The sequence below is a fragment of the Allobosea sp. genome (assembly GCF_035999205.1).
Classification (GTDB): Bacteria; Pseudomonadota; Alphaproteobacteria; order Rhizobiales; family Beijerinckiaceae; genus Allobosea.
The window spans coordinates 329,854-354,460 of sequence record NZ_DASYHA010000024.1 but is presented as its reverse complement, the minus strand read 5'-3'; the positions used below and the strand labels follow the sequence as shown (position 1 = coordinate 354,460).

Sequence of the window (24,607 nt, the reverse complement as noted above, 5' to 3'; positions counted from 1 at the left end):
CGAAAGCCAGTCGCGGCCGATTGATCCGCAGATCCTTCGCGAACGCATGGAGGAGCGCAAGGATCAGGAGCTAGCGCGCCAGGTCGCCGAGCAGCAGAAGCAGGAACGCAGCGCCGATCGCGCGGCGCGGATCTTCAATGACTCGATGCCCATCGTCGGCACTCAGGCAATGGAATACCTGCGTCGTCGCGGAATCGTCCCGCCGCTCGAACTTGTCGCGGACCTCCGCTTTGCGGCCGGGCTGGAGTATCGCGGTTATCCAGACCGGGATGCTGAAGACGAAACCGGCCTCGGCGTCTTCCCTTGCATGATCGCTGCGATCCGGAACGCTGCCGGCGAGATCACTGGCATCCATCGCACCTACCTTGACCCGAACGAGCCGGCGAAGCTGAAGCCGCCCGGCGATGCCAGTCAAAACAAGGCGAAGAAGTCGTTCGGTACCGTGATGGGCAGCGCCATTCGGCTCGGGCCCGTCCGCCGCGTCATGGCGATCGGGGAGGGCATCGAAACCTGCCTCTCCTGGTATCAGCAGGGCCGGGGCCCGGATGATCTGGGCGTGATATCGGCCGTCTCGCTCGGCAACCTCTCCGGAGGCTGCACGGCGTCAGTCAAACATCCGTCCGGCCGCGGCACCGTCCCCAACTGCGTGCCTGATCCCGACAAGCCCGGAATCATCCTGCCCGCCGAAGTGGAGCAGATCATCCTGCTGGGCGATGGCGACAGCGATGCGATCGCAACCCGTGCCCGCCTGCTGGTCGCCGCCCGGCGCTTCCGCGAGCAGGGGCGCATGGTCTCGATCGACTATGCCCCGCCCAGGGCGGATTGGAATGACGTGCTGCTCGAGCAGAAGAGGGCGGCGTGACCACGATCATCGTCTGCGGCGGACGATCCTATGGCTTGGTGCCGGCCGGCGTCGGCGAGGACGTCCGGGGCACCTATGAGAACCAGGCCGCCGCCGAACGCGAGCGCCTGACCCAGATCCTCGATGCAGCAGTTGTCCGACTTGGCCTGACCCATCTGGCTTGCGGCGACGCCACTGGCGCCGATGCCTTGGCTGCCGCGTGGGCGGAGGGCCGCAAGATCCCGTTTCAGATCTACGCCGCCGATTGGCAGGCACAAGGGAAGGCGGCAGGCCCGCTTCGCAACCGCCGGATGCTCGAGGAGGAGGTGCCCTCGGCCGTCATCGCATTCCCGGGCTCCAAGGGCACGCGCAACATGTGCGACATCGCCGAGCGCGCGGGCGTTCGCGTCATCAAGGTCGATTGGTGATGGCGCTCGACCTCCGACCCATCATGGATTTCGAGACGTTCGAGGCGGAGACGCTGGCGCTCGTCTTTCCGGAATTCCGGTCGAAGTTCGGCGCAATCTCCTGGAGCGACACGTTCGCGCCGGCCCGGCAGCATTACGAGTGGCTGATCAAGGGGATCATCCCGTCGCGCGAGGCCGTGCTGATCTACGGCGCGCCGCAGACGGGCAAGAGCTTCGAAACCCAGAACCTCGCGATGCACATCGCGCGCGGAATCGACTTCCAGGGGCGGCGCACCAAGAAGGCCGGCGTCGTGTACTGCGCATTCGAGGGCGGCAAGGGGTTCAAGGGCCGGCAGCTGGCTTATGCCAGCCATCACGAGATGAAGCCGGACGACGACGTCGACATGGTCGTCCTGACGCGCCGCGCCGACCTCTTCGCCAACGACACCGACATCACCGACCTGATCGAGGAGATCCGGCATTGGGCCGGCACGTTCTCAACGGACCTCGGTCTCGTCGTGCTCGACACCTGGAGCGCGGCCACGCCCGGGGCCGATGAGAACGCCGGCAAGGACGTCTCGCGGGTGAAAGAGCGCGTGATGCGGATCGTCACCGAGCTCAACACCGCGGTGATCGTCGTGCACCACAAGCCCGCCTCCGGCGGGCGGCCGCGTGGGCATGGGTCGCTGACCGGCGATTTCGAGACGACGATCGACATCGATTGGGTGACCGAGTCCGGAACCCGGCAGGACGCGCCGCGGGGCCCGCACAACAGCGTCAAGGATCAGGACAAGCGGCCGATCCGCGCCGCGACCGTCACCAAGCAGCGCGAGGGCGAGCAGGGCCTGTCGTGGCGCTTCGTCCTCCGCCAGGTGAAGACCGGACAGGATGCCGATGGCGACCCCGTCTCGTCATGCGTGTCGACGATCCCGGCCGGCCTGGAGGCGGAGGAACGCGAGGCGCCCGCCAATGCCGGTGGACCGGCCAAGACCGAGGATGGCCGCTTCATCCTGAAGCCGAACATAGCCGTCGCCTTCCGTGCGCTGGTCTCAGCGGTCGGCGAGAAGGGCAGGGAGCCGCCACCCAAGATCCGCGCGCCGGCCAAGACGCTCTGCGTCACGCTGGCGGAGTGGCGCGACGAGTACGAGCGCATCGTCGCCGGCGAGGACGAGGACCCCGAGAAGCTGAAAGAGCGGGTCAAGAAGGCCCGCGACCGCGCCGTCGAGAAGCTGACGCTGTCCGGCTTCATCGGCAAGGACGGTGACTGGGTCTGGCGCACCGGCAAGCCCGTCATGGGTGTGGACCCGCCCCGTCCCAAGGTCTCCGACGAGCCGCGGAACGAAGCTCTGGAGCAGTTCACCGAGGAATTCAAATGGTGAGCATTGTCCCTGTCGCGATGCACTTTCGTCCCTGTGATCTCCAATTCTGTCCCTGTGAGCGAGAATTGTCCCTGTGACTGATGCTGCTGCAACAATCCCCGGATACCTTGGCCTCGCCAACGATCTGCGCTCCCGCATCGACGCCCTGGGTGAGAATGAGATCCCCACGGCCTGGACGCCCGAGCATGTCGGCGTTCGCCTCATCGAGGCATTCGAGGTGCTGAGCCGATCCGGCGTCCGTGTCGGGCCCGGCGCATATGGCAACGGCTGGCCCGCCATGGTCCACGAGTTCGCCGACATGGTCGACGCGCAGGCCCGCGCGCTCGCGGAGAAGGAGAAGCAGCAGGCCCGCGCCGCGCGGCCGACCGCAGACGAACTGTCGCGCATGAACGAGGCGCTCGCCTGGCCGATGGCCTATCTCGACGGCAAGCCGCTGCAGTCAGACGCGCTGATGCTCTGGGCCTATGCCTCGGCGACGGGCCGCGACATGGCCGGCATGCTCAACCATCGGAAGAAGCGGGCGACGGCGAAGGCGGAGGCGGCGGCCCGCCGCGCCAACGCGGCGCCGCACGTCGACCCGGAGGATGGGCAGGTGAAGGACACGCGCGATCCGGCAGTGCTCGCGGCCTACGAGCGGCGCCGCGAGATAGCGCGGGAGGTGGCGGCCACGGTTCCGGCCGCCGAGGCCCTGGCTGTGCTACGCGCCCGCTGCCGCGATGCCGACTGCTTGCCGCTCGTCGTGAAGCCGCACGAGGCTATGCCCGGACGCGTGCTCTCGCGGACCAGCCTCGATCGGCAGCGGAAGGTCGCCGCGGCGGCGGTGGCCGCCGAGCTCCGTCAGCAGGGAGTTGCGGTAAGGTAAAGGCAGTTCCGACGCACGAAATGCGTAATTGTGCAAAAGTTTATTCGCTAAGGCAGCCTTCTATCGCCCGAAGAGACGACTGCCACCAAATTGAGAACATTTGCATTTTTATCTCTTTGTCCACCCGTGGCTCTGAGATAAGCCCGGCTTTGTAAAAATGGATGCGCAGTTCATCAGTAGATGCATAGCATCGCATTGAGTTTACCCAAGCGAGAGCTTCGGAACGGCTATCTTTCCCCAGCAGGGGGATGATTTCGCGATAGCTTTTTACACAGAAATCAACGGCGTCAGCGGCAAGGTAGAGTGCCCCTTCCTTGCGGTTCATCGCAGCCACAAAGCGCGCAGTATCGCTCGTCGACAGTTCCGTTTTGATCCAGTCTCGCTCTTTGGGGGACAGGCGAGGGATTCGTTCGGACACCGCCTTCCAATAGTCGAGTACGCCGACCGCAAACTCGCGCCGGGCTTCCACTGTCATGGTTTTTCCCGACCAGAACTCCGAGGGCATCGCCTTGCGCTGGAGTTCTTCTGTCGCGGCACTCGCAGAGATAGCGAACCCTGCCAATATTAAAACAACCGCAGGCCCGCTGAGTTTGGTTATAGCTCCTGTCATCAAGCAGCCCCCCAGATCGCTAGGTAAAACTCATGCACGCCGGCCGCGCCCAGGCAAGCGCGGCTGCCCGAAGGACAGGCCGTCCGGCTCCGTCGGTAGGCCATGGGGCTGATAATCGAAATCCTGTGCACGCCAATCGCCGCAGTCGTGCGCTTGTCGGTGACACCGTTAGTATCGAGTTTCCGTTGGGGGGCCGAAAGATGAAGTATGTCGCACCGTCTATCCGAGAGACGGCGTTTAATTGCCCACACTGCCAGGCTTTTACGTCTCAAACTTGGCTTAAGCTCAATGGTTCGGCACTTTCTCAAAATGAATCTCTTCCTCGAATAATAACTGATGAAGATGATCACGATTGGTCTAGCGTTGAGAAGAAAGAAGAGCGGGCATCAATCAAGAGGCTTGTCAAAGAGGCGCTGAAGCGGCGTCCATTTTTCCCTTCCGGGGAGAGGGAGCAATGGGGTAGGCCGCTAGAAAATCTGTGGTTGTCCCGCTGCTTCAACTGCAAGGAGATGGCTGTCTGGGTGTACGACGGCTTGGTTTTTCCGCGCATGGCGGGCGGTCCGCCTGCAAACCCGGACACCCCAGACGCCATTCGGCCTGATTATGAGGAGGCTTCCGCTATCTTGGACGCTTCGCCTCGGGGGGCGGCGGCTCTCCTGAGGCTCTGCATCCAGAAGCTGTGCAAGCACCTCGGGCAGCCTGGCGACAACATCAATTCAGATATCAAGGCACTAGTTGCGGCTGGGATCGGCTCTCACCTTCAGAAGGCGCTCGATGCTGTCCGCGTAATCGGAAACAATGCGGTGCACCCCGGCACTCTCGACCTTCGTGACGATCGCGCGACGGCCGAGACCTTGTTTCGCCTGTTCAACCTGATCGTGGACAAGACCGTCTCTGAGAAGCGTCTGGTGGACGAAGTCTATTCAACCCTGCCAGCGGGAGCTCTAGAGCAGATCGAGAAGAGGGATAGACGAGATCCGTGAAATTGTCGCCCCCGCTTGTCCCTGTGACGCCGTGCACTGTCCCTGTGGACGATAGCCCAGGACAAAATTCGCCTCTGCGGCAACGACCCCATAGACCTGTTGCCACCCCGCTTCTTGGCGCGATTTAGGGTGGTTGTCAGAGCCCCGATTTGCGGGCATCCATTCGACATCGTCGCGAAACGTGCGGCTGACGCCAAACCCGTCAAGCCGAAAGCACCCTCCGGCCACCAAATTTCTTCTCGCGTGCGGCAACACCCCTATAGGGTCGTTGCCACCTCGCCCGGCCCCCGCGACGATGCCCCTTGGGTCGTGTCCCCGGTCGTGGTGTAGCTGACGGTAGGAACCGTCGAGCGCCGGCTTTGGCCGGGCTGGTCAGGCGGCCACTGCGGGCAGGCTGACGAGCGGATCATCGCTGATCGGGGCGATGCTTTCCAGCGTGATGTAGCGAGCCCGCTGGACGGCCCATTCATCATTCTGTTCGAGCAGGATGGCGCCGACCAGCCTGGTGATGGCGTCCTCGTTGGGGAAGATGCCGACGACCTCGGTCCGGCGCTTGATCTCGCCGTTGAGACGCTCCAGCGGATTCGTCGAATGGAGCTTGGCGCGATGCTGTGGCGGGAAGGTCATGTAGGCGAGCACGTCGGTCTCGGCTTTGTCCATCAGGGCAGCGAGCTTGGGAACGGTCGGCCTGAGCTGGTCGGCGACCTTGCGCCATTGTTGGCTGGCAGCGCCCGCATCGTTCTGGGCGAAGGCGGTGGCGATGAAGGCCGAGACGACCCGCCGTCCGCTGCGGCCGGCATGGGCGAGCGCATTGCGCATGAAGTGAACCCGGCAGCGTTGCCAGGTTGCGGTGAGGACCTTCGAGACGGCGGCCTTGATGCCCTCATGGCTGTCGGAGACGACGAGCTTGACGCCGCGCAGGCCGCGCCGCGCCAGCTTGCGCAGGAACGCGGTCCAGAAGGTCTCGGCCTCGGACGGGCCGATATCCATGCCCAACACCTCGCGCCGGCCGTCGCTGTTGACGCCGACCGCAACGATCACCGCGACCGAGACGATCCGGCCGGCCTGGCGCACCTTCACATAGGTCGCGTCGATCCAGAGATAGGGCCAGTCGCCCTCGATCGGCCGGTCGAGGAAGGCCCGCACCCGCTCGTCGATCTCCTCGCAAAGCCGCGACACCTGGCTCTTCGAGATGCCGCTCATCCCCATCGCCTTGACCAGGTCATCGACCGAGCGGGTCGAGATGCCCTGGATGTAGGCCTCCTGGATCACCGCCGTCAGCGCCTTCTCCGCCATGCGACGCGGCTCGAGGAAGCCCGGAAAGTAGGAGCCCTTGCGCAGCTTGGGGATGCGCAACTCGACCGTGCCGGCGCGCGTCTCCCAGTCGCGCTCGCGATAGCCGTTGCGCTGGGCCAGACGCTCCGGACTCTTCTCGCCAAAGCCGGCGCCGGTCAGGCTGCCGACCTCCAGCTCCATCAGGCGCTGGGCGGCAAAGCCGATCATCTCACGCAGAAAATCCGTGTCGGGGCTCTTCTCCAGCAGCCCGCGCAGGCTCATCATCTCGTCGGTCATCGGGGATCTCTCGGCTCGGGGTTGGCGTTCGCAACCCAAACCTAACCGGCAATCGCCGATGACCACCTGCCAGCTACACCATCACCAGGGACACGACCTGCCCCTTGCGGGGCGACGCATTTCGAAGCACACCTCGCGAACCCCCTCGCGCATGTGCGGCCTCAGGGAGCACGGCAAGGGAGGGCGGCGCCCAGCGACCGTCCCGACCGGGTTGCACGAGCCTCGACCGCTTACCCAGTCGCCAGGAACCTCGACGATTCAGGATAGAGCTCTACGACACCGCGCGCGCATGAAGCGCGCAGTCATAGACAACCTCTGACCAATCGCCCTTCATCGGTGGAGATCTGAATATGGGCGCCGAACAAGCGCCGAAGCGTGGGCGGCCGTCTGACTATGCAGACGACCTGGTCGACGAGTTCTGCAGGCGCATCGCCCAAGGTGGGAGCGTGGCTTCGGTCTGCGAGGCCGACGACATGCCGGATCATGCCACCGTCTATCGCTGGCAGCGTTCGCGTCCTGATTTCTGCGAGCGTCTCGCGCATGCGCGCGCGGAGAGGTCAGAGGCGTTTTCCAATCAGATCCTCGTGCTAGGCAAGCGCGCGGTGGAGGAGCAGATCGACCCAGCCCGGGTGCGGGTTGCGATCGACGCAATCGACAAGGCAGCCCGCATTATGCAGCCACGCAAGGTCGAACTGACCGGCGCGAACGGCGGCCCGATCAAGACGCAGGACCTATCACGGCTCTCCGATGAACAGCTCGCTGCGCTCGACGCTATCCTCGGCACGGTTGCCGACGCTGGCGGAGGTGAGGGCGGAGATCCGGCGCCGGGAGATTCAGAAGGAGCGTGAGCGCCTGGCGCGCGACGCCGACGCGATCCGAGCGCGGTGCTCGACACTGGCAGGCTTCGTTCGCGAGGCTTGGCACGTGCTCGAGCCGAACGCCCGGCTGGTGTGGAACTGGCACCTCGACGCGCTGTGTGCCCACCTCGAGGCAATCACCTTCGGCACGATGCAGCCGCCACGGCTGCTGGCCAATGTCCCGCCCGGCTCGTCGAAGTCGCTGATCTGCAGCGTGCTTTGGCAGGCCTGGGAATGGGGACCCTGTGGCAAGCAGAGCCTTCGCTATCTGACGACGGCGTTCAACGACGTCCCGGTCAAGCGCGACACCCGCAAGTGTCGCGACCTGATCCTGTCGGAGTGGTATCGGGCGCTATGGCCTGAAGTCGTGCTCACCAGGACGGGTGAAACTTCGTTCGCGAACAGCTCGACAGGCACCCGTGAGGGCGTGGCGTTCGGTTCGCTGACCTCGCAGCGCGGCGACAGGCTGATCATCGACGACCCGCACTCGACCGAGACGGCCGAGAGCCCCACGGAGCGACAGACGACGACCCGGCGATTCCGGGAAGGCGCCATGAACCGCCTGAACGATCAGGAGCGATCCGCGATCGTCGTCGTGATGCAGCGCCTGCACGCCGAGGACGTCTCGGGCACCATCCTGAAGCTCGGGATGGAGTTCGTGCATCTCTGCCTGCCGATGGAGTTCGAGCCGGAGCGGAAGTGCCGCACGGTGATCGGGTTCGAGGATCCGCGCACCGCCGACGGCGAATTGCTCGATCCGATCCGCTTCCCGCCCAAGGCGGTCGAGGCGCTCAAGCGCGACATGGGCTCATATGCCTATGCCGGCCAGTATCAGCAGCGACCGACGCCCCGCGAAGGCGGGATGTTCAAGCGCGCGTGGTTCGAGGGCAAGACGATCCAAGTGGCGCCGGCCGGTACGAAATGGGTTCGGCACTGGGATTTGGCGGCGACTGCTCGCTCGAACAGCGCACGCACGGCGGGCGTCAAGCTGGGCCGCGCCCCCGACGGGTCTTTTGTCGTCGGGCATGTGGTGAAGATTCAGGACGAAGGCCCCGCTGTCCGCAGGCTTATCAAGGCTACTGCCGAGACTGACGGCCACAGCGTGCAGATCAGTATTCCTCAAGACCCCGGCCAAGCCGGCAAGGTCCAGAGCAAGGACATGATCGCGATGCTCGCCGGCTACCGCGCCCACGCGGAGCCGGAGACCGGCGACAAGGTCACGCGCGCCGAGCCATTAGCCGCCCAGTGCGAGGCCGGCAACGTCTGGATCGTGTCAGGCACATGGAATGACGACTATCTCGACGAGCTCTGCCTGTTCCCGGGCGGCTCATTCAAGGACCAGGTTGACGCCAGTTCCGGTGCTTTCGGCCGGCTCGCCAACGCATCGAGGTTCACCCTCGCCAATGTGAGCTGACCGCATGCTGACGTCCGACACGCTCGTGAATCTGATTTCCGGGCTGGGGACGGTCAGGGACAAATCGACGGGCGGCATGTTCACGCTGCCGCTGCTCGACAAGAACCAGGTCGACAATGCCTACCGAGGCGACTGGATCGCGAGGAAGATCGTCGACATCCCGGCTTTCGACGAGACGCGCGAATGGCGCGACTGGCAGGCTGACAAGCCCCAGATCGAGAAGATCGAGGCCGAGGAGGCGCGGCTTGGCGTCCAGGCCAAGGTTGCCCGGGCCCGCAAGCTGGCGCGGCTCTATGGCGGTGCGGTGCTGTTCATCGGGACAGGCGACGCCGATCCGATGAGCGAGCTCCGGCCGGACAGCGTGAGGGCAGGCGGGCTCAAATACCTGCACGTCTTCAGCCGCCACGAGATGATCGCCGGCGAGCTCGAGCAGGATCCGCTCTCGCCCTTCTACGGGGAGCCGATCAAGTATTCGCTGGCCGGCAAGACCGTCATGGTCGACGTCCACCCCTCGCGGGTCGTGCGCTTTGTCGGCGCCGAGCTGCCTGACCGCGTCATGGCTTATGACGGCTGGGGCGATACAGTGCTGCAGGCGGTCTACGACGCCGTCATGCAGGCCGGGAGCGCGGCCGCGGCCATCGCCGCCATGCTCCAGGAGGCCAAGGTCGACGTCATCAAGGTGCCGGGGTTCATGGAGAACCTCGCGACGCAGGAGTACGCTGCCCGGGTTCTCCAGCGTTACTCGCTGGCCAACACCGGCAAGTCGATCACCAACACTCTGATGATCGACGGCGAGGAAGAGTGGGACCACAAGCAGATCTCGTTCGCCCAGCTGCCAGAGGTTCTGAACACCTACCTGCAGATCGCCTCAGGCGCAGCGGACATCCCGGCGACGCGGTTGCTGGGCCAGACGCCTGGCGGCCTGCAGTCGACCGGGCAGAGCGATATCCGGAACTACTACGATCGGATCAGCGCCGGGCAGAACCTCGAGCTCCGGCCGGCGCTCTCCCGCCTCGACGAGATCCTGATCCGCTCCGCGCTCGGCAGTCGGCCGGCAGCCATCCACTACGCGTGGGCGCCGCTCTGGCAGATGACCGAAGTCGAGAAGGCCGACGTCGCGCAGAAGAAGGCGACGGCGATCAAGGCGATCGCCGACACCGGGCTGATCCCGGATCATGCCTTCGCCCGCAGCGTCCAGAACATGTTCGTCGAGGATGGGACGTTCCCCGGTCTTGACGAAGCGCTTGAGGAGTTCGGTGACGAGCCCGAGGACAGGGATGCAGAAGCGGAAGCCACGCGGCTGAACGAGCAGCAGCGCCACCGGGCGGCCGACGAATGAACGTCCAGTCCTGGATGCGAGAGGCGCGGAAGACGAAGCGCAAGCGCGTCGTGCTACGGCCGATCTCTGCGACTGTCGCGTTCGAGATGGCGATTCTGGCTCCGACGAACCAGTTGCTGAGGCGGATGGCTGCGCAGGTGGCGCAGGATGTGCTGCCTGCAGCGGTCTCGGCAAAGCACCAGCTGATGCGCGATGACCTGAATTGGTTCGAGCGCGCCATCCGGGCGCTGCGGGATTTCGCGGATGGCTTCGTCGATGGGCTGCGCTCGGAATGGCGCGACGCGTTCGAGTCGGAGGAGACGCGGAACCGGCGGAAGTGGAACGAGGCCGCCCGGTCGGCGATTGGTATCGACCTTGGCGCGGTTCTTCGTGCCGAGGGGATCGAGGACACGATCGACGCCGCCGTCCTCCGCAATGTCTCGCTGGTCCGTGGCCTTTCTCAGGACGTCGCGCGCCGGCTCTCGAACAAGCTGCTCGACGCTCTGACCCGAGGTCTGAACAACCGCGAGCTCGAGAAGATCATCACCCAGGAGTTCGGCATCGCCCGGCGGCGCGCCAAGCTCATCGCCCGGGATCAGGCCGCCAGCTTCAACGGCGACCTGAACCGGATTCGCCAGCAGGCCATGGGCGTCACGGAATACGTCTGGTCGACGTCCCTAGACGAGCGCGTTCGCGGCAATCCCGAGGGCAAATATCCGAACGCCCGGCCGACCCACTGGGCGCGCGAAGGCAAGACGTTCAAATGGGCGAGCCCTCCGAGCGATGGGCACCCCGGCCAGCCGATCAACTGCCGCTGCACGGCGCGCGCGGTCATCGAGTTCTAAGGAGCGTCAGTTCGCCTCGGCATCCTGCACCGCTTGGATCATCAGCGACAGGATGCGCAAATGAGCGTTGGCCGCGGCGAGCGCGTGCAAATCGACGGCGTCAGGGCCCGAACCAGGCGGCCCCAGCGCCGCAAGCCCATCAGATGCGAGCGTCCTGAGCTCTCCATAGAGATGGCGTAGCTCCGCGAGCAATGCGTCATTCAGCTGATCCATAAGCCCATCGTAGGCGCGCCAGCCGCGCATGCGATGTCATTTGACGTTCGACACTTCTCCTAATCGGGCACGACTTCATGCTCTTCACCGACAAGATCGCCTTGTCTGGCACGCGCCGGACTGGGGACGGCTACCTCGTGGCCGATGCCCGCGTCGCGCGGACCGGGATCCAGATCTACCTGGGGCGCGAGGTCGGCCGGCCGGATATGGAGCAGGTTCGAGTCTATCGCGCTCCGGAACAGGTTTTCGCCGACGAGGCCATGGCGTCCTTCGCCCACCGGCCGGTGACGAACGATCACCCGTCCGAAGCAGTCAACGCCAAGAACTGGAAGCGCTACTCGGTTGGCCAAACCGGCGACGAGGTGAAGCAGGACGGCAAGTTCCTCCGCATCCCCATGGTCGTCATGGACCAAGCCGCCATCGACGACATCGAGGCCGGCAAGAGCGAGCTTTCGAACGGCTACGGCTGCGACCTCGATTGGACGCCTGGCACGACGCCCGAGGGCGAAGCCTACGACGCAATGCAGATCCGAATTCGCGGCAACCATGTCGCGATCGTCAAGGCCGGCCGCGCCGGACCTGAATGCCGCATCGGCGATAGCTGGGCGGCCATCACCACCGAGCAGAAGGACGCTCCCATGTCGCTGAAGACGGTCACCGTCGATGGCATCCCGGTCGAGGTCACCGATCAGGGCGCCACGGTCATCAATACCCTGCTCGGCCGGATCGCCGATGCGGGCAAGGCCAAGGATACGCTCGTCGCGGATCACGAGAAGGCGCTTGCTACCAAGGACGCCGATCTTGCCAAGAAGGACGCCGAGATCGACGCCCTCAAGGCGAAGGTACTCGACGACGCGGCGCTCGATGCCCGCGTGCAGGCCCGCGGCGATCTCGTCGCCAAGGCGAAAGCAATCGCTCCCGAGGTCGCCACCGACGGCAAGTCCGACGCTGACATCCGGCGTGCGGTCGTCACGGCCAAGCTCGGCGATGCCGCCGTCAAGGACAAGCCCACGGCCTATATCGACGCCCGCTTCGACATCCTCGCCGAGGACGTGAAGCCGAGCGACCCGGTCCGCGGCGTCATCAAGGACGGCCCGGCGCCGACCGCCAAGACATCCGTCACTGACGCTCACACCGCCATGGTCACCGGTCTTCAGGACGCCTGGAAGACCCCGACGAAGGGAGCCGCCTGATGCCCGCGATTCAGACCACCTACGCCGCCACCCACGCCCGCTGGGTCGAGGGCATGGTCCTCAACATGGAGCCGAACGTCGTCGTCAGCCGCGTGGCGGAAGACGCTGAGGGCATCGGCTTCGGCAAGGTCGGCGTGCAGGGCACGGCTGACAACCAGGTCGTTGACTCCGAAGCGACGGTCAAGTTCGTCGGCATCGCTGTCCTCGACGTCAACCGCCCCACGGGCAAGTACGAGCAGTACGACACCGTCGCCCTGATGAAGAAGGGCGTGATCGTCGTGCAGGCATCCGAGGCCGTCGCTGTGGGCGACCCGGTCTATTACACGCCTGCCACCGGCGTCCTGTCGAAGACCTCGTCATCGAACACCCAGATCGTCGGCGCGCAGTGGGATACCAGCACCTCCGGTGCCGGTCTCGCCGCCCTGCGGCTCAACACCCCGTAAGGAGCGGCACCATGAACGTTCACATCACGCAGGACGCGCAGCAGGCGGCTCTGTCCTTCCTCATCCGTCAGGGGACGCTCATCGAGCCGACCGTGTACGCGATGAGGTATCAGGAGATCCAGTATCCGGCCCTGATCCCCGTCGACACCTCGGCGCCGGAGTGGATCCAGTCCGTCACCTACTTCTCGATGGACGGCGTCGGTCAGGCGCAGTGGTTCGCCGGCCAGGCCCAGGACATCCCGAAGGTCGCGCTGACCCGCGACAAGTTCGAGACGACCGTCTCCATGGCTGCGATCGGCTATGGGTACGACCTCGAGGAGCTTGGCACGGCTCAGCTGCTCGGCATGAACCTCAGTGCAGACAAGGCGACGCTTGCTCGCCGGGTCGCCGAGGAGAAGATCGATCAGGTTGCATTCGTCGGCGATACGACGAAGGGCTTCACCGGCCTGGTCAACGCCTCGACCCCGACCGCAACCACGGCGCCGGCGGACGGTTCCGGCTCGGCAACCACCTTCGTCAGCAAGACGCCGGACCAGATCCTTCGCGACATCAACGGACAGTTGACCGGAATCTTCACCGGCACGCTGGGCGCAGAGATCGCGGACACGATCCTGCTGCCCTACTCGGTGCTGCTCGACCTCTCGACCCGTCGGATCGACACGGTTAACCAGACCACGATCCTGGAATGGATCGAGCGCAACAACATCTACACCCGCACGACCGGTCAGGCGCTGACCATCCGCGGCGTGTTCGGCTACCTCGACACGGCCGGCGCCTCGTCGACCAAGCGCATGGTCGCGTATCGGCGTTCGCCGGAGGTGCTGAAGATGCACATGCCGATGCCGTTCCGCTTCCTGCCGGCCTGGCAGACCGGGCCGATCCGCTTCGACGTGCCGGGCATTTTCCGCCTCGGTGGCGTCGACATCCGCCGGCCCAAGGCCGTGCGCTACCTCGACGGCATCTGAGGAGGATCGATCATGAAGATCACCAACATCTCCAAAGGCCCGCGCGGCGTGAATGCGACGGACGGCACGGTCTTGATCGAGCCGGGCGAGTCCGTCGAGGTCGAGTTGAGCGCGGCCGAAGCGAAGATCGCGAAAGCCACCGGCTGGTTCGATATGAGCGGTAAGGCGAAGGCCGAGCCGAAGGTCGAGCCGGACGATGCGCTGGAGGCCAAGCATGCCGGCGGCGGCGTCTGGTACGTCATGAAGGGCGACGAGCGCGTCTCGGACGGCATGAAGAAGGACGATGCCGAGGCCTTCAACGCGCTCTCTGCTGACGAGAAAGCCGTCTTCATCGCCAAGCCCGTCGAGCAGGCTGGAGCCTGAGCCATGGCCCGGGCACCGCTCTACACGGTCACGAACCTGCGGGAAGAGGCCCGCTTCGCTGAGATCGGCATCCGCAAGGTGCCGCTCGACGCCGGGAGCTTCAAGGAGCTTCCGATCAGCGAGGAAACCGCCCTCGAACTCGCCGCGCAGGGCTTCAAGGTCGCCCGGCCCGACGGCAAGGTGATCTCGGTCAAGCGCGAGGCCAAGGCCAAGGACGCCTGACGATGCCCTACACGCTCCCGACGCTCGAGCAGTTCCGGACAAAGTTCCCGACCTTCGCGGGCGTCGCGGGCCCGACCATCACCGCGGCGATCCAGGAGGCATCGGCTTCGGTCGGTACGTCCTGGATCGAGGCCGACTATCAGCCGGCCATCCTCTACATGGCCGCTCACCTCATGACGCTAGACGGCGCGTTGTTCGAGGCTCTCGGCGCTGGCGCTGCAGGCGGTCTCATGGGCGCCGGCCTGGTCACCGAAACCAAGGTCGGCGACGCGCAGGTCAAGCTGGGCGGGAACAGCGGCTCGTCAGGCGGGAGCGCATCGAGCTCCGGTCTGTCCAGCACGCCCTACGGCCTTCGGTACCGCGACTTGCTGAAGCGGAACCAGCCCGCCGTCGCCCTGGTGTGATCCATGATCCAGATCAAGACGAAGGTGACGCTCCGTCGCCGCGGCAACCTCGCCAACCACATCGCCAAGATCGAGAAGGGCGTCAAAGGCCCGAAAGCGGTCAAGGTCGGCTTCCCGAAGGGGAAGGCTGACGCTGATGTCGTCTCGATAGCTATCTGGAACCACCTCGGCACCTCACGCGGGATTCCACCGCGGCCGTTCATCACCATCGCGATGTACAAGAGCCGCCGAGAGATCCGGGCGGCGCTGCGGAAGATCGCCAAGGGCACGGTCGAGAACGGAACGCCGATCGCCGCCCAACTCCCCAAGCTCGGGGCGTATGGCGCCGGCAAGATCCAGGATCAGATCGCCGCGAACACGCCGCCGCCGAACGCGCCTTCGACCATCAGGCAGAAGGGCTCGTCCCGGACGCTGATCGACACCGGCAGGATGCGCCAGAGCGTGACCTGGGAGATCGACAAGTGACCCTGTTCGCGCTCGCCGGGCTTGCGGTCGATCTGGCCGCCACTCCGCACACGCTCCGGACCTATCCGGCTGGTTCGTATGTCGAAGGCGAGTGGACCCAGGGTGAGGCGATCGAGACGCCGATCCGCGCCGTGATGCAGGCGCCGTCGACCAAGGATCTTCAAAGCCTTCCCGAAGGCGAGCGGATCGAGGGGCTGGTGACGGTCTGGTCTCGCTCCCCTCTGAACCCGGCAGACGAGGACGACGGCGTGCGTTCCGACGAGGTCATCAACGCCCGGGGCGAGGCCTATCGCGTCGTCCGCGTTCTGCAGCGCGCCGAGGCCGGCTTCTACCGCGCGATCGCGAGGCTGATCACACATGATCGAGGACGAGGCGTACCGGAGCCTGTGGCACTACCTTAAGCGGGTCGACGACAACGCTTCGCTGATCGACCCAACCCGCGAGAAGCTGGTCGAGATCGTTCGGGACAATCAGAGCGCGCCGCGGCCCAAGGGGCCGTACGCGATGATCCAGTTCGTCACGGATCGCGACACCGGCGAGATCGACGGCGAGTGCTACGAGGATCGGGACATCGGCGGCGAGGACCGCGTCGTCCTCTCCAAACACCGCGGCGTCGAGTTGCTGATCCGCGTGCATGTCTATTCGCCGCGACCGGTCGACCATGCCGGCCTGTTGCAGGCGGGCCTCCGAAGCGGAGAAGCCGCCGTCTGGATGGCCCCGTTCGTCATCCGCGAGGTCGGTCAGGCCACCCGCGCGCCGGAGATGATCCAGCAGTCGCCGGAAGGCCGCGCGTTCTTCGACGTCACCATCGGCGCCATCGCCACGAACCAACTGCTCGTCGACGTCATCGAGACGGGCGAGGTCATCACCGAAGGCGCGGGCGGATCGACCGTCACGACCTCCTCCACCTACGCCAAGCCCTGAGGATCATCGCATGACCCGTCTTCCGTACAGCCGCGTCGTCGACGTTTCCCTGACGCGTCAGGACCGCTTCGCCACCGCGACCGGTTTCTCGGTCGCGCTGATCGTCCAGACCGAGGCGGTGGCCGGCATTCTCGACGCCAGCAACCGCACGAAGCTGTACAGTGACATGACGGAGGTCGCGGTCGACTTCGACGCAGGCGATGCGGCCTACAAGGCGGCGTCCGCGATGTTCGCACAGAACCCGCGGCCTCGGCAGATCAAGATCGGTTACCGCAACATCGCGAACCCGATCACGACCGAGCTCGACGCGATCTATTCGGCAGATCCCGACTGGTACTGGATCGGGTTCACCAGCGAGATCCGCGACACGATCAACCAGCAGCTCGCCGCCGACTGGGCCGAGACACATTCGGTTCTGATGGGCCTCGACAGTAACGACCCCAGCACCGAGACGGCGGCGGCCGAGCCAGACAAGACGTCGACCGTCACCATGACGATCGCCAACCCCGGCGTCGTCACCTGGACCGGCCATACGCTGCAGAACGGCAATCAGGTGCGCTTCACGACGACCGGTGCGTTGCCGAGCGGTCTGACCGCCGGCACGAACTATTATGTTGTGAACCAGGCGACGAACACCTTCCAGATCTCCGCCACGCTCGGCGGATCGGCGATCACCACGACCGGGACGCAGAGCGGCACTCACACTGCCGTCTCGCCGCAGTATGGCGGCTCGATCGCCGAATACATCGAGAGCATGGGCTACGATCGGTCGTTCGTGTTCTACCACACGGACGCGACGCTCTATGGCGCGCTGGCGATGCTGGCTTATGCCGCAACCCGCGATCTCGACCGCGGCAACCTGGTGGCTGCCCAGCGCGGCGACATCAACAGCGGCAACGCCTATACTCTGAAGTTCAAGAAGCTGACCGGCATCACCGTGCTGAACAAGGGCAGCGCCGTCGTCCAGGCGATCACCGGCTTCGTGCCGGGGCTCGGAATCGATGCCGCGCAGGGCCATCGCGCGAACACCTATGTCGATATCGGCGGCCTGCCGATGGTCGTCGAGGGATCGGTCGGCTCCGGCGCCTTCATCGACGAGATCCACGCCTCGGACTGGATCGTTGCCCGGATGCGCGAGGCGCTGCTCTCGACGCTGGCCAACAATCCTCGCGTGCCGATGACGAACCCCGGCGTCGCGATCCTCTGCAACACGGTCCGGGGCGTGATGAACCGGGCGGTCGCGGCGGGCATTGTCGCGGCCGAGTTCGGCGATGACGATACTGAGGTCGTGCCGGAGTTCACGATCGCCGTCGACCGCGTCGAGAACATCCCGGCCAGCCAGCGCCGGAATCGGATCGCACCCGACATCAAGGTGACATTCCGCTACGCCGGCGCGATCCACTACGCCTCGGCATCGATCACCCTCACGTTCTGAGGCCTCGGCCTGACCTGACCAGGAGCACCACCCATGGCCGTGAACTGCCCTCCGCTGACCCTCTACAGCGCCATGAATGTCGCCCTGACGATCGATGGCCGGAAGGTCATTGGTCTTTGGGAAGGCGACGACGCGATCACCGTTGAACGCAACACCGACCTTGGCACGCCGCTGACTGGCGCCGACGGCGCGTCCGTGGTCTCGATCAGCGCCGACCAGTCGGCCTTGCTGACGATCAAGCTGCAGGCCAACTCGGCGATGAACCAGTATCTCGAGCAGCGCGTGAAGGCGATGCGGATGGGATCTCAGCGCCTGCTGACGGTCGGCCTGGTCGATACTGGAACTGGCGAGGGCGGCGGTTGCTCCTCGGCCGTCATCACCAAGGAGCCGAGCAAGTCGTTCGGCGCCAACGCGACAGAGCGCGAGTGGCAGATCTTTTGTAACTGCTGGCAGAGCAACGACATCAGCTACAACCCGGCGGCCTAACCCTTCGGCTTGAGGCTATCCATCAGATCGAACGGCGTGGGGATAGGAATCGGGCTAAGCGCTGCCATCTGCTGTGGCGCGATGCCCATCTTCAGGGCCATCACCTGGATTACCGCGAGCTGCATCACAGCGAATTCACGCAGTTGCGAAACCTCCATCTGGAGGCGGTCGATCTTCTCGTTCAGTTCGTCACTCAATGAGGAAGCTCCTGTGAGCCTGGACCACGCTCCTTCACCACATCAACCAATTGAGATGCCATCTCCAACGCTTGTTTGTCGTCGAGGAGCATCATCATGCCCGCTCCTTCCGCCGGGGACAGGATTAGGCACGGCCGGGTTCCTGCGGGTAGCTGGGCCTCAGCGACCTGCCAATGTTGTGCCATTTGATATAGTCCGTTGGCGGTCTCCAGAGCCATCGGCGCTAGACGCTGTTGGATGATCGCCTGCAAGGCCTCCTCCCTGGTCGGGCGAAACTCGACATGCTGCTCGATCCACTCGTCCAGCTTGGCAACAAGGTCATCAGGTAGATCAAGCGTCAGCTTCAATTAGGCCTCCCGGTACAGTGTATCGAACCCGATCGGCGCGTCTGACGCAACGGGATGATCGCGGAGACCGTCCCATGGCCTGCTCTCGCTGCCTCGCTGCCCGCCGCGCTTTGAAGGATGCCGTCGGCAAGGCGGCCCGAGGCCAGATGAAGGCCGCGGCCTCATCCATCCGTCAAATATACGACCAGGCGCGCGAGAGCGACCGCATCCGTTTCATCACCCGAAGGAAGCCACATGGCTGAAAAGAAGATCCAGGGCCGCACCGTGCGCTACGATCGGCTGCCTGCGGATGAGGGGCTCAAGATGCTCCTGCGTGTGTTGAAGGTGCTCGGGCCGGCATCCGGATTGATCGAGGCCATCGCCACGGAAGACGAAGCCCGGCGGGACATGCTGGCGATGCAAGCGATCGCCTCATTTACTGCGGACATGGATACGGACGCCGTCTTCTCGCTGGTCATGGACATGGTCCGGCATTGCCATGTCGACGGCGACGAGGCCGTACCGGGCGTCATGGATCTGCAGGAGCTGCTGGCGATCGCGATGTTCGCCCTGCAGACGGAGTTCGGCCATTTTTTCGCCGACGGAGCGGGCTCGGTCCTCCAGAAGGTCAGCAGGGCGGCGTAAGCCTCTCGGCTTCACAGGTTCGCTCCATCGCTCCAAACGTCGCCGCCGACCTTTTTCTGTGGCGGCCGACGCGTTCCGATCCGCCGCTTGCCTCCCGTCACGACCTCCGCACGATCTACAATCTCGACGATCTCTTCGACATGCATGAGGTGCTCGACCTCGAGGACCATCTGGCCGCGAAGGCGACTGCGGATCTGGGACGCCCCGGCCGATGATCCCGTAGCGTGAGGCATTCTGGCGCCGCTAACTGCCGCCGCACATGGAGGCGAGAATGCGGTCAGTGGCTCTTGGAACGGTCTTGGTCTTTGCGGTCGCGGCTCAGGCCCAACAGGCGCCTCGAGTCGTCACCTTCGCGGAGCTCGAGCGCAATCGCGCGGCCTGGGCCGGCGACATCGTCCGCATCGACCGCGTGATGATCTTCGGTTTCGCGCAATACAGCGGCGGGCTGGTTCGGGACGCGACATCCGGCGCCAAGCTCGACGACGCGGGCATGACGCCCCGCACGATCTACCAGCTCGAACGGTTTTGCAGCCGCGCGTCGAATTCCAGCTACTCGAAAGAGTGCCGTGGGTCGCTGATCTTCAAAGTGACACTCCGCGAGGAACATCGCGGCGGCTTCACCATCAGGGAGGCCGAGTTTATCCCTGAGTAGGAACGCCCATGGCCGTCATCGAGGAACTCGTCTCCAAGCTCGGCTTTGAGGTCGAGGGCCTGGGCAAGCTCAAGGCTGCGGCCAAGCAGTTCGACGCCACCAAGAAGGCGGTCATTGCATCTTCCAACCCTCTCAAGGCTGCGGGGGCATCCGCCACGGTCGCGGCTGTCGGCGTCGGCAAGCTCGGGGACCAGTCGAAGAAGTCGAGCCGTGGAATCCTGCTTCTCAGCACCGCGCTCGCCGGATTGCGTCGAGCGGGCGCTATCGCCGCCAGTGCTCTCCGAACCGTCCTGATGATTGCGATCCGGCTCGTCGGCGTGTTCGCCGGGCTGGCGGCAGGGGCTGCGGTCGTCGCCGCAGGCTTCGTCGCAATCGGCGTCAAGGCTGCGCTCGCCCGGCGGGAAGTCCGCCTCGCGGCCGCCGAGATTGGCACCAGCGCGCAGAACCTTGAGACCGTCGGCAACATCATCAAGGGCGCCGGGTTCGGAGTCGGCTTCGCGGATGAGGCCAAGAAGGTCGTTGGCGCGATCGACGAGGTGGCCAAGACCATCCGCAAGGGTGGCGACGAGGCCGATGAGGCCAAGAAGAAATTCCAGGGCTTCGGCATCGACCCGAGCTTCAACGTCGATCCCAGGACGGGCAAGTCGCGCGACAGCGCTGCGATCGCCCTAGACGTCTTCCAGGCCTACAAGCGTGCGACCGAGCAGGCGGCCAACCTTCGCAAGCAGGCGGATGCGCTCGGCAGCAAGGCGCCGAAGAAGGCCGCTGCGCTCCGCAAGAAAGCCATCGAACAGGATCGCAAGAACGATCAGCTTGCCGAGGATTCGGGGATCAGCGGCCGGCTCAAGGTTCTGCTGGATGGGATGACCGCCAAGCAGTTCGACGCCCTCGCCAGCGAGATTTCGCGCCTCTTCCCGACGACGTCGAACAAGGAGGAGGGAGCACGAGCAGAGGTCGCCAATCAGGCCGTCGAGGCCGGCCTCAAGTTCGATGCCCTACTGCAAGGCTTGTCGGAACGGTTCAAGGAAATCGGCACTTCCCTCGCAGGCGGCTTTCTGCCCGGGCTAAACAGTTTCCTCGACAGCGTGATCGCGTTCGCCAAGCGGACCGGGATCATCAAGGAGACGGTCGGTGAGCGCAACGCTCGCACCGAGATGGAGCGGGAGGCCAATCGGGCCAGCGGGCTCGGACGTGCGACCGACGATGACCTGAAGGCTGCCGCGGATCGTTCTCAGCAGCGGTTCGAGGACAGCATCAAGGCCCGCTCCGAGCGGATCAAAAAGCAGATCTCGCCCGAGGCCAATGCCGCGAAGATGCAGCAGCAGGCCGAGCAGAAGACCGACAACCGCAAATACGAGAACATCGGCAACGACCAGCGCACGATCTCACCGAGCATCAACGTCCAGGCCTCGGGTCTCGATGCCGTCGCCTCGGCGGTCAAGAACGCCGTGCTCGGCGCGATCTCGACCAAGGGCGCCAACACCTCGACGGGAGCGCTGACCGCTCCATGAGCCTCACCTTGAGACTAAGTCCCGACGCGTCAGAACTTGATTTTGTTCGTCCTCTTACGGCCGCCGAGCTTATTCCTGAGATCGGCGATGCTCCTGTCGGCCTTGTCGAGACCGGCGATCAACTCGTCACCCTTGACGGTGACCACCTCATTACAGCCGGCACAGACGAGTACCGAGTTCGCCCTAATAAATCCGATCGACTTTGGGGTCTTATGGCCGCAGCCAGGGCAGGGGATTCCAAGCTCGACATTCTCGAACATGATCGCTCCCAAGTTGCCGGCTGAGGCTGGCATTCTGCCGCGCGAGAGTCGAATCCCATGAGCTGTATTCTCGTCAGCCGCTCGATCGGCGGCGTCTTCGTCGACGTCGTGATCTCCGAAGAGCACGAGTCGGAGATGGAGATCGCCGATCACCCGGTCGAGCAGGGCACGAAGATCTCCGACCATGCCTGGCTTCTGCCATACAAGGTCATTTTGGAATCGGTCGTCGACGGCCCGCGGGCCGTCGCGGCCTTTCAGCAACTGCTAGCGGTCCAGAAGGCGGCCGAGCCCTTCACCCTGATCACAGGGCTGAAGGTCTGCCAAAACATGATGATCCAGAAGCTCAATCCCATCCGGGACAGGGAGCATCCTCGGGTTCTCAAGTTCACTGCCGAATTGCGCGAGGTCCGGATCGTCAGCACGGAATCGAGCGGCGGGACGAGTGCGGACGACAAGGCCCAGACGACGACGCAACGCGGTCAGGTTTCGGCGCGAACCAGCCAGAGCATTCCGGCCACGACGAACAGCATCCTCGACAACGCCAAGGCCGTCGACTGAGCCATGCCCTATCGCGAGCTTCCGATCATCGACGCGCCCTCGCAGGCGTTCACGACGACGCTCGCCGGTCGGCGCTGCGACTTCGCCGTCAACTATTCGACCTTTGACGACCGCTGGTCATTCAACCTCGACGTCGATGGAGTTCGCGTTCTTTCAGGGCGCAAGATCGTTCTCGGCGTTGACCTGGTTGCGCCCTTCGCGCTCGGCATAGGCAGCCTGATCGCAGCGCCGTGGGGCGATGAGGGCGCTCAGCCCGGCCGCACGGAACTACCCTCCGGGCGTGTTCGGCTCTTCCACTACGACCCCGCCGAGGCTGCAGCGTGAGTGTTCGTCAGTGGGGCAGGGTTGCTGAGGTGACGGTATCCGGCAAGGCCGGCACCCTCACGGTGCGCGAGCTCAAGATCGACTTCAGCGTGTCGAAGGGCATCGGCTCGAAGCAGAACACCGCGACGATCGCGGTCTGGAACCTGACCAAGAGCCACCGCAAGCAGCTCGGCGAGGAGTTCGACACAATCGAGCTCAAGGTTGGCTACAAGAGCGGCGCACTCTCGACGATCTTCAAAGGAAGCATTCGCGACGTCACACACACCAAGGACACCGCGGACGTCAAATCCGAGATGGAATGCGGCGACGGCGATGAGGCCTTCAGCAAGGGCGCTGTGTCCAAGACGTTTCCGGCCGGCACCAAACCGAAGCAGATTGTCGACTACCTTGCGGGCGAGATGCCCGGTGCCACCAAGGGTGAGACGAAGGGAATAGACGATCTGCCGGCCTACAAGCGGCCCGTCAGTCTTTTCGGGTGGTCATGGTCGGAGATGGACAAGATCGGCCGTGAGCATGGCTTCTACTGGTCGATCCAGAACGGCCAGATCGAGGCGGTGAAGAACGACCAGACCCTTCAGGGGACCACCATCGTGTCGAGCGAAACCGGTATGATTGGGATCCCCGAGATCACCGACAAGGGCGTGAAGATCAAGGCGCTCCTCAATCCAAACATCGCGCCCGGCCGGCAGATCGATGTTCGATCCGACTTCCTCGACGAGGAGAGCGGGCGCGACAAGCGCAAGACTGACGAGGGCGGCGGCATCTTCCGCGTGTCGGACGTCACCTTCAGCGGCACGAACGAGGGTCAAGACTGGTACGTCGAGGCCGAGGGCAGCCGCGTCGAAGGCGGGAAGGTCGTAAGGTAATGGCCGGCCATCAGGGCACATCCACGCGGCGAAGCCCAGTTGAAGGGCTGTTCGCCGCCACAGAGTCCGAGCGCCGCGAGATCAATACGACGCTCGACGGCGAGATTGTCAGCTACGACCGGGCAACCCAGCGCGCGACGGTGCGCCCTAAGCTCGAGCGCCGGTTCGGCGACAAAGTGCTCAAGGCGCCCGATCTCCAGGAGATCAAGGTCGCGATGCCGGGCGGCGGCGGCTTCGGCGCCCACTACGACCTGAAGGCCGGCGACCCGGTCACGCTCCATGTCCGCCAGCGTAGTGTCGACAAGAGCCAGACGGATGGCGGCGACGCCGACGGCGCCCCTGGCCGCATGCATGACCTGTCAGACGCCATCGCCTATCCAGGCGGCGGCGAGGACAGCAACGTCATGGAGAACATGCCGGCCGCCGGGGCGCATTTCGGCTCCAAGGACGGCAAGAGCGGGTTGCAGGCGCGGGCAGGGGGCTCCTCGGCCATCGTCGGCGGGCCGAATGGCACGGACAAGCTGACGGTCTCTGCTGCTGGCAAGATCGACCTCAAGGGTGAGAACGGCGACAGCCTGTTCCAGATCATCCGCGACCTGGCGACGGTGTTCCGCAATCACACGAACTCCGGCGCGCCGCTGGATAGCCCGTTCGTGGTCGCGGCCGACGCCATCATCGCCAGGCTGGACGCAATCCATGGCTGAGTTCGTCGGGCTGTCGATTCAGCCGCACAACGACCTGCGTCTCGACGAGACTGGCTCGCCGATGCTCGTCTACGACGCTGAGGCGATCGGGGAGCACATCCGGCAGCGGTTGATGCTCTGGCGAGGCGAGTGGTTCCTCGACACCGATGCCGGCGTCGAGTGGACGAAATACATGCTCGGCCGGCCGCCCTCCGAGCTTCCCCTCGCGGAGAGCATCATCAAGGCGGAGATTGCGGCGACGCCTGGCGTGACCGAGATCCTCGAGTTCAGTGCGGTCTACGACCGGGCCTCGCGCGGCCTGCGGATCGAGCGCTGCCAGGTCGCGACCGTCTTCGACGACATCCTCGACATTCAATTCTGAGG

The 24,607-nt window shown here is 64.8% G+C and carries 34 protein-coding genes; 29 read left to right on the top strand and 5 right to left on the bottom strand.

Annotation, left to right across the window (positions count from 1 at the left end; all coding sequences use genetic code 11):
* The first annotated feature begins 46 nt into the window (after positions 1-46).
* From VGN82_RS14350 to VGN82_RS14335, 4 genes are all read left to right on the top strand, one after another.
* Positions 47-862 carry a DUF7146 domain-containing protein gene (locus VGN82_RS14350; RefSeq protein WP_327527698.1) on the top strand — a complete coding sequence of 272 codons (816 nt, stop codon included), beginning with the start codon at positions 47-49 and terminating at the stop codon, positions 860-862.
* Positions 859-1,269: an SLOG family protein gene (locus tag VGN82_RS14345; RefSeq protein WP_327527697.1), complete on the top strand. Its 411-nt coding sequence runs from the start codon at positions 859-861 to the stop codon at positions 1,267-1,269. The genes VGN82_RS14350 and VGN82_RS14345 overlap by 4 nt, the downstream gene beginning before the upstream one ends.
* A gap of 23 nt (positions 1,270-1,292) precedes the next feature.
* Positions 1,293-2,627 (top strand): AAA family ATPase, encoded by a 1,335-nt coding sequence (locus VGN82_RS14340; RefSeq protein WP_327527696.1) that lies wholly within the window; start codon positions 1,293-1,295, stop codon positions 2,625-2,627.
* A gap of 73 nt (positions 2,628-2,700) precedes the next feature.
* A complete protein-coding gene (locus VGN82_RS14335) occupies positions 2,701-3,489 on the top strand; it encodes a hypothetical protein (RefSeq protein WP_327527695.1) in 789 nt (262 codons plus the stop codon).
* 40 nt (positions 3,490-3,529) lie between these two features.
* Here the strand turns inward: VGN82_RS14335 and VGN82_RS14330 are convergent, their stop codons facing one another.
* Positions 3,530-4,102, bottom strand: coding sequence for a hypothetical protein (locus VGN82_RS14330; RefSeq protein ID WP_327527694.1), 573 nt, complete (start codon positions 4,100-4,102; stop codon positions 3,530-3,532).
* Between the two features lie 197 nt (positions 4,103-4,299).
* Between VGN82_RS14330 and VGN82_RS14325 the strand changes: the two genes are divergently transcribed.
* Positions 4,300-5,082: a DUF4145 domain-containing protein gene (locus VGN82_RS14325; RefSeq protein WP_327527693.1), complete on the top strand. Its 783-nt coding sequence runs from the start codon at positions 4,300-4,302 to the stop codon at positions 5,080-5,082.
* A gap of 372 nt (positions 5,083-5,454) precedes the next feature.
* On the opposite strand, the gene VGN82_RS14320 is transcribed toward VGN82_RS14325, so the two are convergent.
* A complete protein-coding gene (locus tag VGN82_RS14320; RefSeq protein ID WP_327527692.1) occupies positions 5,455-6,654 on the bottom strand; it encodes an IS256 family transposase in 1,200 nt (399 codons plus the stop codon).
* A gap of 350 nt (positions 6,655-7,004) precedes the next feature.
* Here VGN82_RS14320 and VGN82_RS14315 point away from each other — a divergent pair, with 350 nt between their 5' ends.
* Genes VGN82_RS14315 through VGN82_RS14300 form a run of 4 tightly spaced genes read left to right on the top strand, consistent with a single transcriptional unit; the run spans position 7,005 to position 11,088 of the window.
* Complete coding sequence (locus VGN82_RS14315; RefSeq protein WP_327527691.1) at positions 7,005-7,502, top strand: terminase small subunit-like protein; 498 nt, start codon at positions 7,005-7,007, stop codon at positions 7,500-7,502.
* Positions 7,402-8,925 carry a phage terminase large subunit gene (gene terL / locus VGN82_RS14310; RefSeq protein ID WP_327527690.1) on the top strand — a complete coding sequence of 508 codons (1,524 nt, stop codon included), beginning with the start codon at positions 7,402-7,404 and terminating at the stop codon, positions 8,923-8,925. The genes VGN82_RS14315 and terL overlap by 101 nt, the downstream gene beginning before the upstream one ends.
* Before the next feature lie 4 nt (positions 8,926-8,929).
* Entirely contained in the window at positions 8,930-10,264 is a 1,335-nt protein-coding gene (locus VGN82_RS14305) for a DUF1073 domain-containing protein (protein WP_327527689.1), read from the top strand.
* The gene (locus VGN82_RS14300) at positions 10,261-11,088 is read left to right on the top strand and encodes a phage head morphogenesis protein (protein WP_327527688.1); all 828 of its coding nucleotides are present in this window, start codon (positions 10,261-10,263) and stop codon (positions 11,086-11,088) included. The genes VGN82_RS14305 and VGN82_RS14300 overlap by 4 nt, the downstream gene beginning before the upstream one ends.
* A 6-nt stretch (positions 11,089-11,094) precedes the next feature.
* On the opposite strand, the gene VGN82_RS14295 is transcribed toward VGN82_RS14300, so the two are convergent.
* The gene (locus VGN82_RS14295) at positions 11,095-11,331 is read right to left on the bottom strand and encodes a hypothetical protein (RefSeq protein ID WP_327527687.1); all 237 of its coding nucleotides are present in this window, start codon (positions 11,329-11,331) and stop codon (positions 11,095-11,097) included.
* A gap of 47 nt (positions 11,332-11,378) precedes the next feature.
* Between VGN82_RS14295 and VGN82_RS14290 the strand changes: the two genes are divergently transcribed.
* Genes VGN82_RS14290 through VGN82_RS14240 form a run of 11 tightly spaced genes read left to right on the top strand, consistent with a single transcriptional unit; the run spans position 11,379 to position 18,201 of the window.
* On the top strand, positions 11,379-12,494 hold the full coding sequence (locus VGN82_RS14290) for a DUF2213 domain-containing protein (protein WP_327527686.1): 1,116 nt from the start codon (positions 11,379-11,381) through the stop codon (positions 12,492-12,494).
* The gene (locus VGN82_RS14285) at positions 12,494-12,937 is read left to right on the top strand and encodes a DUF2190 family protein (RefSeq protein ID WP_327527685.1); all 444 of its coding nucleotides are present in this window, start codon (positions 12,494-12,496) and stop codon (positions 12,935-12,937) included. The genes VGN82_RS14290 and VGN82_RS14285 overlap by 1 nt, the downstream gene beginning before the upstream one ends.
* An 11-nt stretch (positions 12,938-12,948) precedes the next feature.
* Entirely contained in the window at positions 12,949-13,902 is a 954-nt protein-coding gene (locus tag VGN82_RS14280; protein ID WP_327527684.1) for a DUF2184 domain-containing protein, read from the top strand.
* Positions 13,903-13,914: 12 nt separating this feature from the next.
* Complete coding sequence (locus VGN82_RS14275) at positions 13,915-14,265, top strand: hypothetical protein (RefSeq protein WP_327527683.1); 351 nt, start codon at positions 13,915-13,917, stop codon at positions 14,263-14,265.
* 3 nt (positions 14,266-14,268) lie between these two features.
* Entirely contained in the window at positions 14,269-14,487 is a 219-nt protein-coding gene (locus VGN82_RS14270; RefSeq protein ID WP_327527682.1) for a hypothetical protein, read from the top strand.
* Positions 14,488-14,489: 2 nt separating this feature from the next.
* Complete coding sequence (locus tag VGN82_RS14265) at positions 14,490-14,891, top strand: DUF4054 domain-containing protein (protein WP_327527681.1); 402 nt, start codon at positions 14,490-14,492, stop codon at positions 14,889-14,891.
* A gap of 3 nt (positions 14,892-14,894) precedes the next feature.
* On the top strand, positions 14,895-15,356 hold the full coding sequence (locus VGN82_RS14260; protein ID WP_327527680.1) for a hypothetical protein: 462 nt from the start codon (positions 14,895-14,897) through the stop codon (positions 15,354-15,356).
* Positions 15,353-15,757, top strand: a complete 405-nt coding sequence (locus tag VGN82_RS14255; RefSeq protein ID WP_327527679.1) for a hypothetical protein — start codon at positions 15,353-15,355, stop codon at positions 15,755-15,757. Before VGN82_RS14260 ends, VGN82_RS14255 begins: the two co-directional genes overlap by 4 nt.
* Positions 15,714-16,280: a phage neck terminator protein gene (locus VGN82_RS14250; RefSeq protein ID WP_327527678.1), complete on the top strand. Its 567-nt coding sequence runs from the start codon at positions 15,714-15,716 to the stop codon at positions 16,278-16,280. Before VGN82_RS14255 ends, VGN82_RS14250 begins: the two co-directional genes overlap by 44 nt.
* Before the next feature lie 10 nt (positions 16,281-16,290).
* Positions 16,291-17,715: a DUF3383 family protein gene (locus VGN82_RS14245; protein ID WP_327527677.1), complete on the top strand. Its 1,425-nt coding sequence runs from the start codon at positions 16,291-16,293 to the stop codon at positions 17,713-17,715.
* 33 nt (positions 17,716-17,748) lie between these two features.
* Positions 17,749-18,201: a phage structural protein gene (locus VGN82_RS14240; RefSeq protein WP_327527676.1), complete on the top strand. Its 453-nt coding sequence runs from the start codon at positions 17,749-17,751 to the stop codon at positions 18,199-18,201.
* On the opposite strand, the gene VGN82_RS14235 is transcribed toward VGN82_RS14240, so the two are convergent.
* On the bottom strand, positions 18,198-18,398 hold the full coding sequence (locus VGN82_RS14235; RefSeq protein WP_327527675.1) for a hypothetical protein: 201 nt from the start codon (positions 18,396-18,398) through the stop codon (positions 18,198-18,200). The genes VGN82_RS14240 and VGN82_RS14235 overlap by 4 nt on opposite strands.
* Complete coding sequence (locus tag VGN82_RS14230; RefSeq protein ID WP_327527674.1) at positions 18,395-18,745, bottom strand: ribbon-helix-helix domain-containing protein; 351 nt, start codon at positions 18,743-18,745, stop codon at positions 18,395-18,397. The genes VGN82_RS14235 and VGN82_RS14230 overlap by 4 nt, the downstream gene beginning before the upstream one ends.
* 234 nt (positions 18,746-18,979) lie before the next feature.
* On the opposite strand from VGN82_RS14230, the gene VGN82_RS14225 reads away from it, so the two are divergent.
* The 9 genes from VGN82_RS14225 to VGN82_RS14185 all read left to right on the top strand — a co-directional run bounded on the left by VGN82_RS14225 (position 18,980) and on the right by VGN82_RS14185 (position 24,605).
* The gene (locus VGN82_RS14225; protein WP_327527673.1) at positions 18,980-19,369 is read left to right on the top strand and encodes a phage tail assembly chaperone; all 390 of its coding nucleotides are present in this window, start codon (positions 18,980-18,982) and stop codon (positions 19,367-19,369) included.
* A gap of 298 nt (positions 19,370-19,667) precedes the next feature.
* Positions 19,668-20,021: a hypothetical protein gene (locus VGN82_RS14220; RefSeq protein ID WP_327527672.1), complete on the top strand. Its 354-nt coding sequence runs from the start codon at positions 19,668-19,670 to the stop codon at positions 20,019-20,021.
* 8 nt (positions 20,022-20,029) lie between these two features.
* Positions 20,030-21,532 carry a hypothetical protein gene (locus tag VGN82_RS14215; protein WP_327527671.1) on the top strand — a complete coding sequence of 501 codons (1,503 nt, stop codon included), beginning with the start codon at positions 20,030-20,032 and terminating at the stop codon, positions 21,530-21,532.
* Complete coding sequence (locus tag VGN82_RS14210; protein ID WP_327527670.1) at positions 21,529-21,816, top strand: hypothetical protein; 288 nt, start codon at positions 21,529-21,531, stop codon at positions 21,814-21,816. The genes VGN82_RS14215 and VGN82_RS14210 overlap by 4 nt, the downstream gene beginning before the upstream one ends.
* 33 nt (positions 21,817-21,849) lie before the next feature.
* On the top strand, positions 21,850-22,350 hold the full coding sequence (locus VGN82_RS14205) for a phage baseplate protein (RefSeq protein WP_327527669.1): 501 nt from the start codon (positions 21,850-21,852) through the stop codon (positions 22,348-22,350).
* Between the two features lie 3 nt (positions 22,351-22,353).
* Positions 22,354-22,674: a phage baseplate plug family protein gene (locus VGN82_RS14200; RefSeq protein WP_327527668.1), complete on the top strand. Its 321-nt coding sequence runs from the start codon at positions 22,354-22,356 to the stop codon at positions 22,672-22,674.
* On the top strand, positions 22,671-23,540 hold the full coding sequence (locus tag VGN82_RS14195) for a phage protein (RefSeq protein ID WP_327527667.1): 870 nt from the start codon (positions 22,671-22,673) through the stop codon (positions 23,538-23,540). The genes VGN82_RS14200 and VGN82_RS14195 overlap by 4 nt, the downstream gene beginning before the upstream one ends.
* The gene (locus VGN82_RS14190) at positions 23,540-24,244 is read left to right on the top strand and encodes a Gp138 family membrane-puncturing spike protein (protein WP_327527666.1); all 705 of its coding nucleotides are present in this window, start codon (positions 23,540-23,542) and stop codon (positions 24,242-24,244) included. Before VGN82_RS14195 ends, VGN82_RS14190 begins: the two co-directional genes overlap by 1 nt.
* Positions 24,237-24,605: a contractile injection system sheath initiator gene (locus tag VGN82_RS14185; protein ID WP_327527665.1), complete on the top strand. Its 369-nt coding sequence runs from the start codon at positions 24,237-24,239 to the stop codon at positions 24,603-24,605. The genes VGN82_RS14190 and VGN82_RS14185 overlap by 8 nt, the downstream gene beginning before the upstream one ends.
* Positions 24,606-24,607 lie beyond the last annotated feature (2 nt).

Excerpts from the sequence above, each read along its gene's own strand:
- VGN82_RS14210 (WP_327527670.1), top strand. The coding sequence starts at position 21,529 with ATGAGCCTCACCTTGAGACTAAGTCCCGACGCGTCAGAACTTGATTTT.
- VGN82_RS14340 (WP_327527696.1), top strand. The coding sequence starts at position 1,293 with ATGGATTTCGAGACGTTCGAGGCGGAGACGCTGGCGCTCGTCTTTCCG.
- VGN82_RS14250 (WP_327527678.1), top strand. The coding sequence starts at position 15,714 with ATGATCGAGGACGAGGCGTACCGGAGCCTGTGGCACTACCTTAAGCGG.
- VGN82_RS14265 (WP_327527681.1), top strand. The coding sequence starts at position 14,490 with ATGCCCTACACGCTCCCGACGCTCGAGCAGTTCCGGACAAAGTTCCCG.
- terL (WP_327527690.1), top strand. The coding sequence starts at position 7,402 with ATGAACAGCTCGCTGCGCTCGACGCTATCCTCGGCACGGTTGCCGACG.
- VGN82_RS14305 (WP_327527689.1), top strand. The coding sequence starts at position 8,930 with ATGCTGACGTCCGACACGCTCGTGAATCTGATTTCCGGGCTGGGGACG.
- VGN82_RS14300 (WP_327527688.1), top strand. The coding sequence starts at position 10,261 with ATGAACGTCCAGTCCTGGATGCGAGAGGCGCGGAAGACGAAGCGCAAG.
- VGN82_RS14320 (WP_327527692.1), bottom strand. The coding sequence starts at position 6,654 with ATGACCGACGAGATGATGAGCCTGCGCGGGCTGCTGGAGAAGAGCCCC.
- VGN82_RS14260 (WP_327527680.1), top strand. The coding sequence starts at position 14,895 with ATGATCCAGATCAAGACGAAGGTGACGCTCCGTCGCCGCGGCAACCTC.
- VGN82_RS14190 (WP_327527666.1), top strand. The coding sequence starts at position 23,540 with ATGGCCGGCCATCAGGGCACATCCACGCGGCGAAGCCCAGTTGAAGGG.
- VGN82_RS14215 (WP_327527671.1), top strand. The coding sequence starts at position 20,030 with ATGGCCGTCATCGAGGAACTCGTCTCCAAGCTCGGCTTTGAGGTCGAG.
- VGN82_RS14325 (WP_327527693.1), top strand. The coding sequence starts at position 4,300 with ATGAAGTATGTCGCACCGTCTATCCGAGAGACGGCGTTTAATTGCCCA.
- VGN82_RS14290 (WP_327527686.1), top strand. The coding sequence starts at position 11,379 with ATGCTCTTCACCGACAAGATCGCCTTGTCTGGCACGCGCCGGACTGGG.
- VGN82_RS14350 (WP_327527698.1), top strand. The coding sequence starts at position 47 with ATGGAGGAGCGCAAGGATCAGGAGCTAGCGCGCCAGGTCGCCGAGCAG.
- VGN82_RS14295 (WP_327527687.1), bottom strand. The coding sequence starts at position 11,331 with ATGCGCGGCTGGCGCGCCTACGATGGGCTTATGGATCAGCTGAATGAC.
- VGN82_RS14280 (WP_327527684.1), top strand. The coding sequence starts at position 12,949 with ATGAACGTTCACATCACGCAGGACGCGCAGCAGGCGGCTCTGTCCTTC.
- VGN82_RS14275 (WP_327527683.1), top strand. The coding sequence starts at position 13,915 with ATGAAGATCACCAACATCTCCAAAGGCCCGCGCGGCGTGAATGCGACG.
- VGN82_RS14245 (WP_327527677.1), top strand. The coding sequence starts at position 16,291 with ATGACCCGTCTTCCGTACAGCCGCGTCGTCGACGTTTCCCTGACGCGT.
- VGN82_RS14315 (WP_327527691.1), top strand. The coding sequence starts at position 7,005 with ATGGGCGCCGAACAAGCGCCGAAGCGTGGGCGGCCGTCTGACTATGCA.
- VGN82_RS14185 (WP_327527665.1), top strand. The coding sequence starts at position 24,237 with ATGGCTGAGTTCGTCGGGCTGTCGATTCAGCCGCACAACGACCTGCGT.
- VGN82_RS14200 (WP_327527668.1), top strand. The coding sequence starts at position 22,354 with ATGCCCTATCGCGAGCTTCCGATCATCGACGCGCCCTCGCAGGCGTTC.
- VGN82_RS14225 (WP_327527673.1), top strand. The coding sequence starts at position 18,980 with ATGGCTGAAAAGAAGATCCAGGGCCGCACCGTGCGCTACGATCGGCTG.
- VGN82_RS14240 (WP_327527676.1), top strand. The coding sequence starts at position 17,749 with ATGGCCGTGAACTGCCCTCCGCTGACCCTCTACAGCGCCATGAATGTC.
- VGN82_RS14205 (WP_327527669.1), top strand. The coding sequence starts at position 21,850 with ATGAGCTGTATTCTCGTCAGCCGCTCGATCGGCGGCGTCTTCGTCGAC.
- VGN82_RS14285 (WP_327527685.1), top strand. The coding sequence starts at position 12,494 with ATGCCCGCGATTCAGACCACCTACGCCGCCACCCACGCCCGCTGGGTC.
- VGN82_RS14270 (WP_327527682.1), top strand. The coding sequence starts at position 14,269 with ATGGCCCGGGCACCGCTCTACACGGTCACGAACCTGCGGGAAGAGGCC.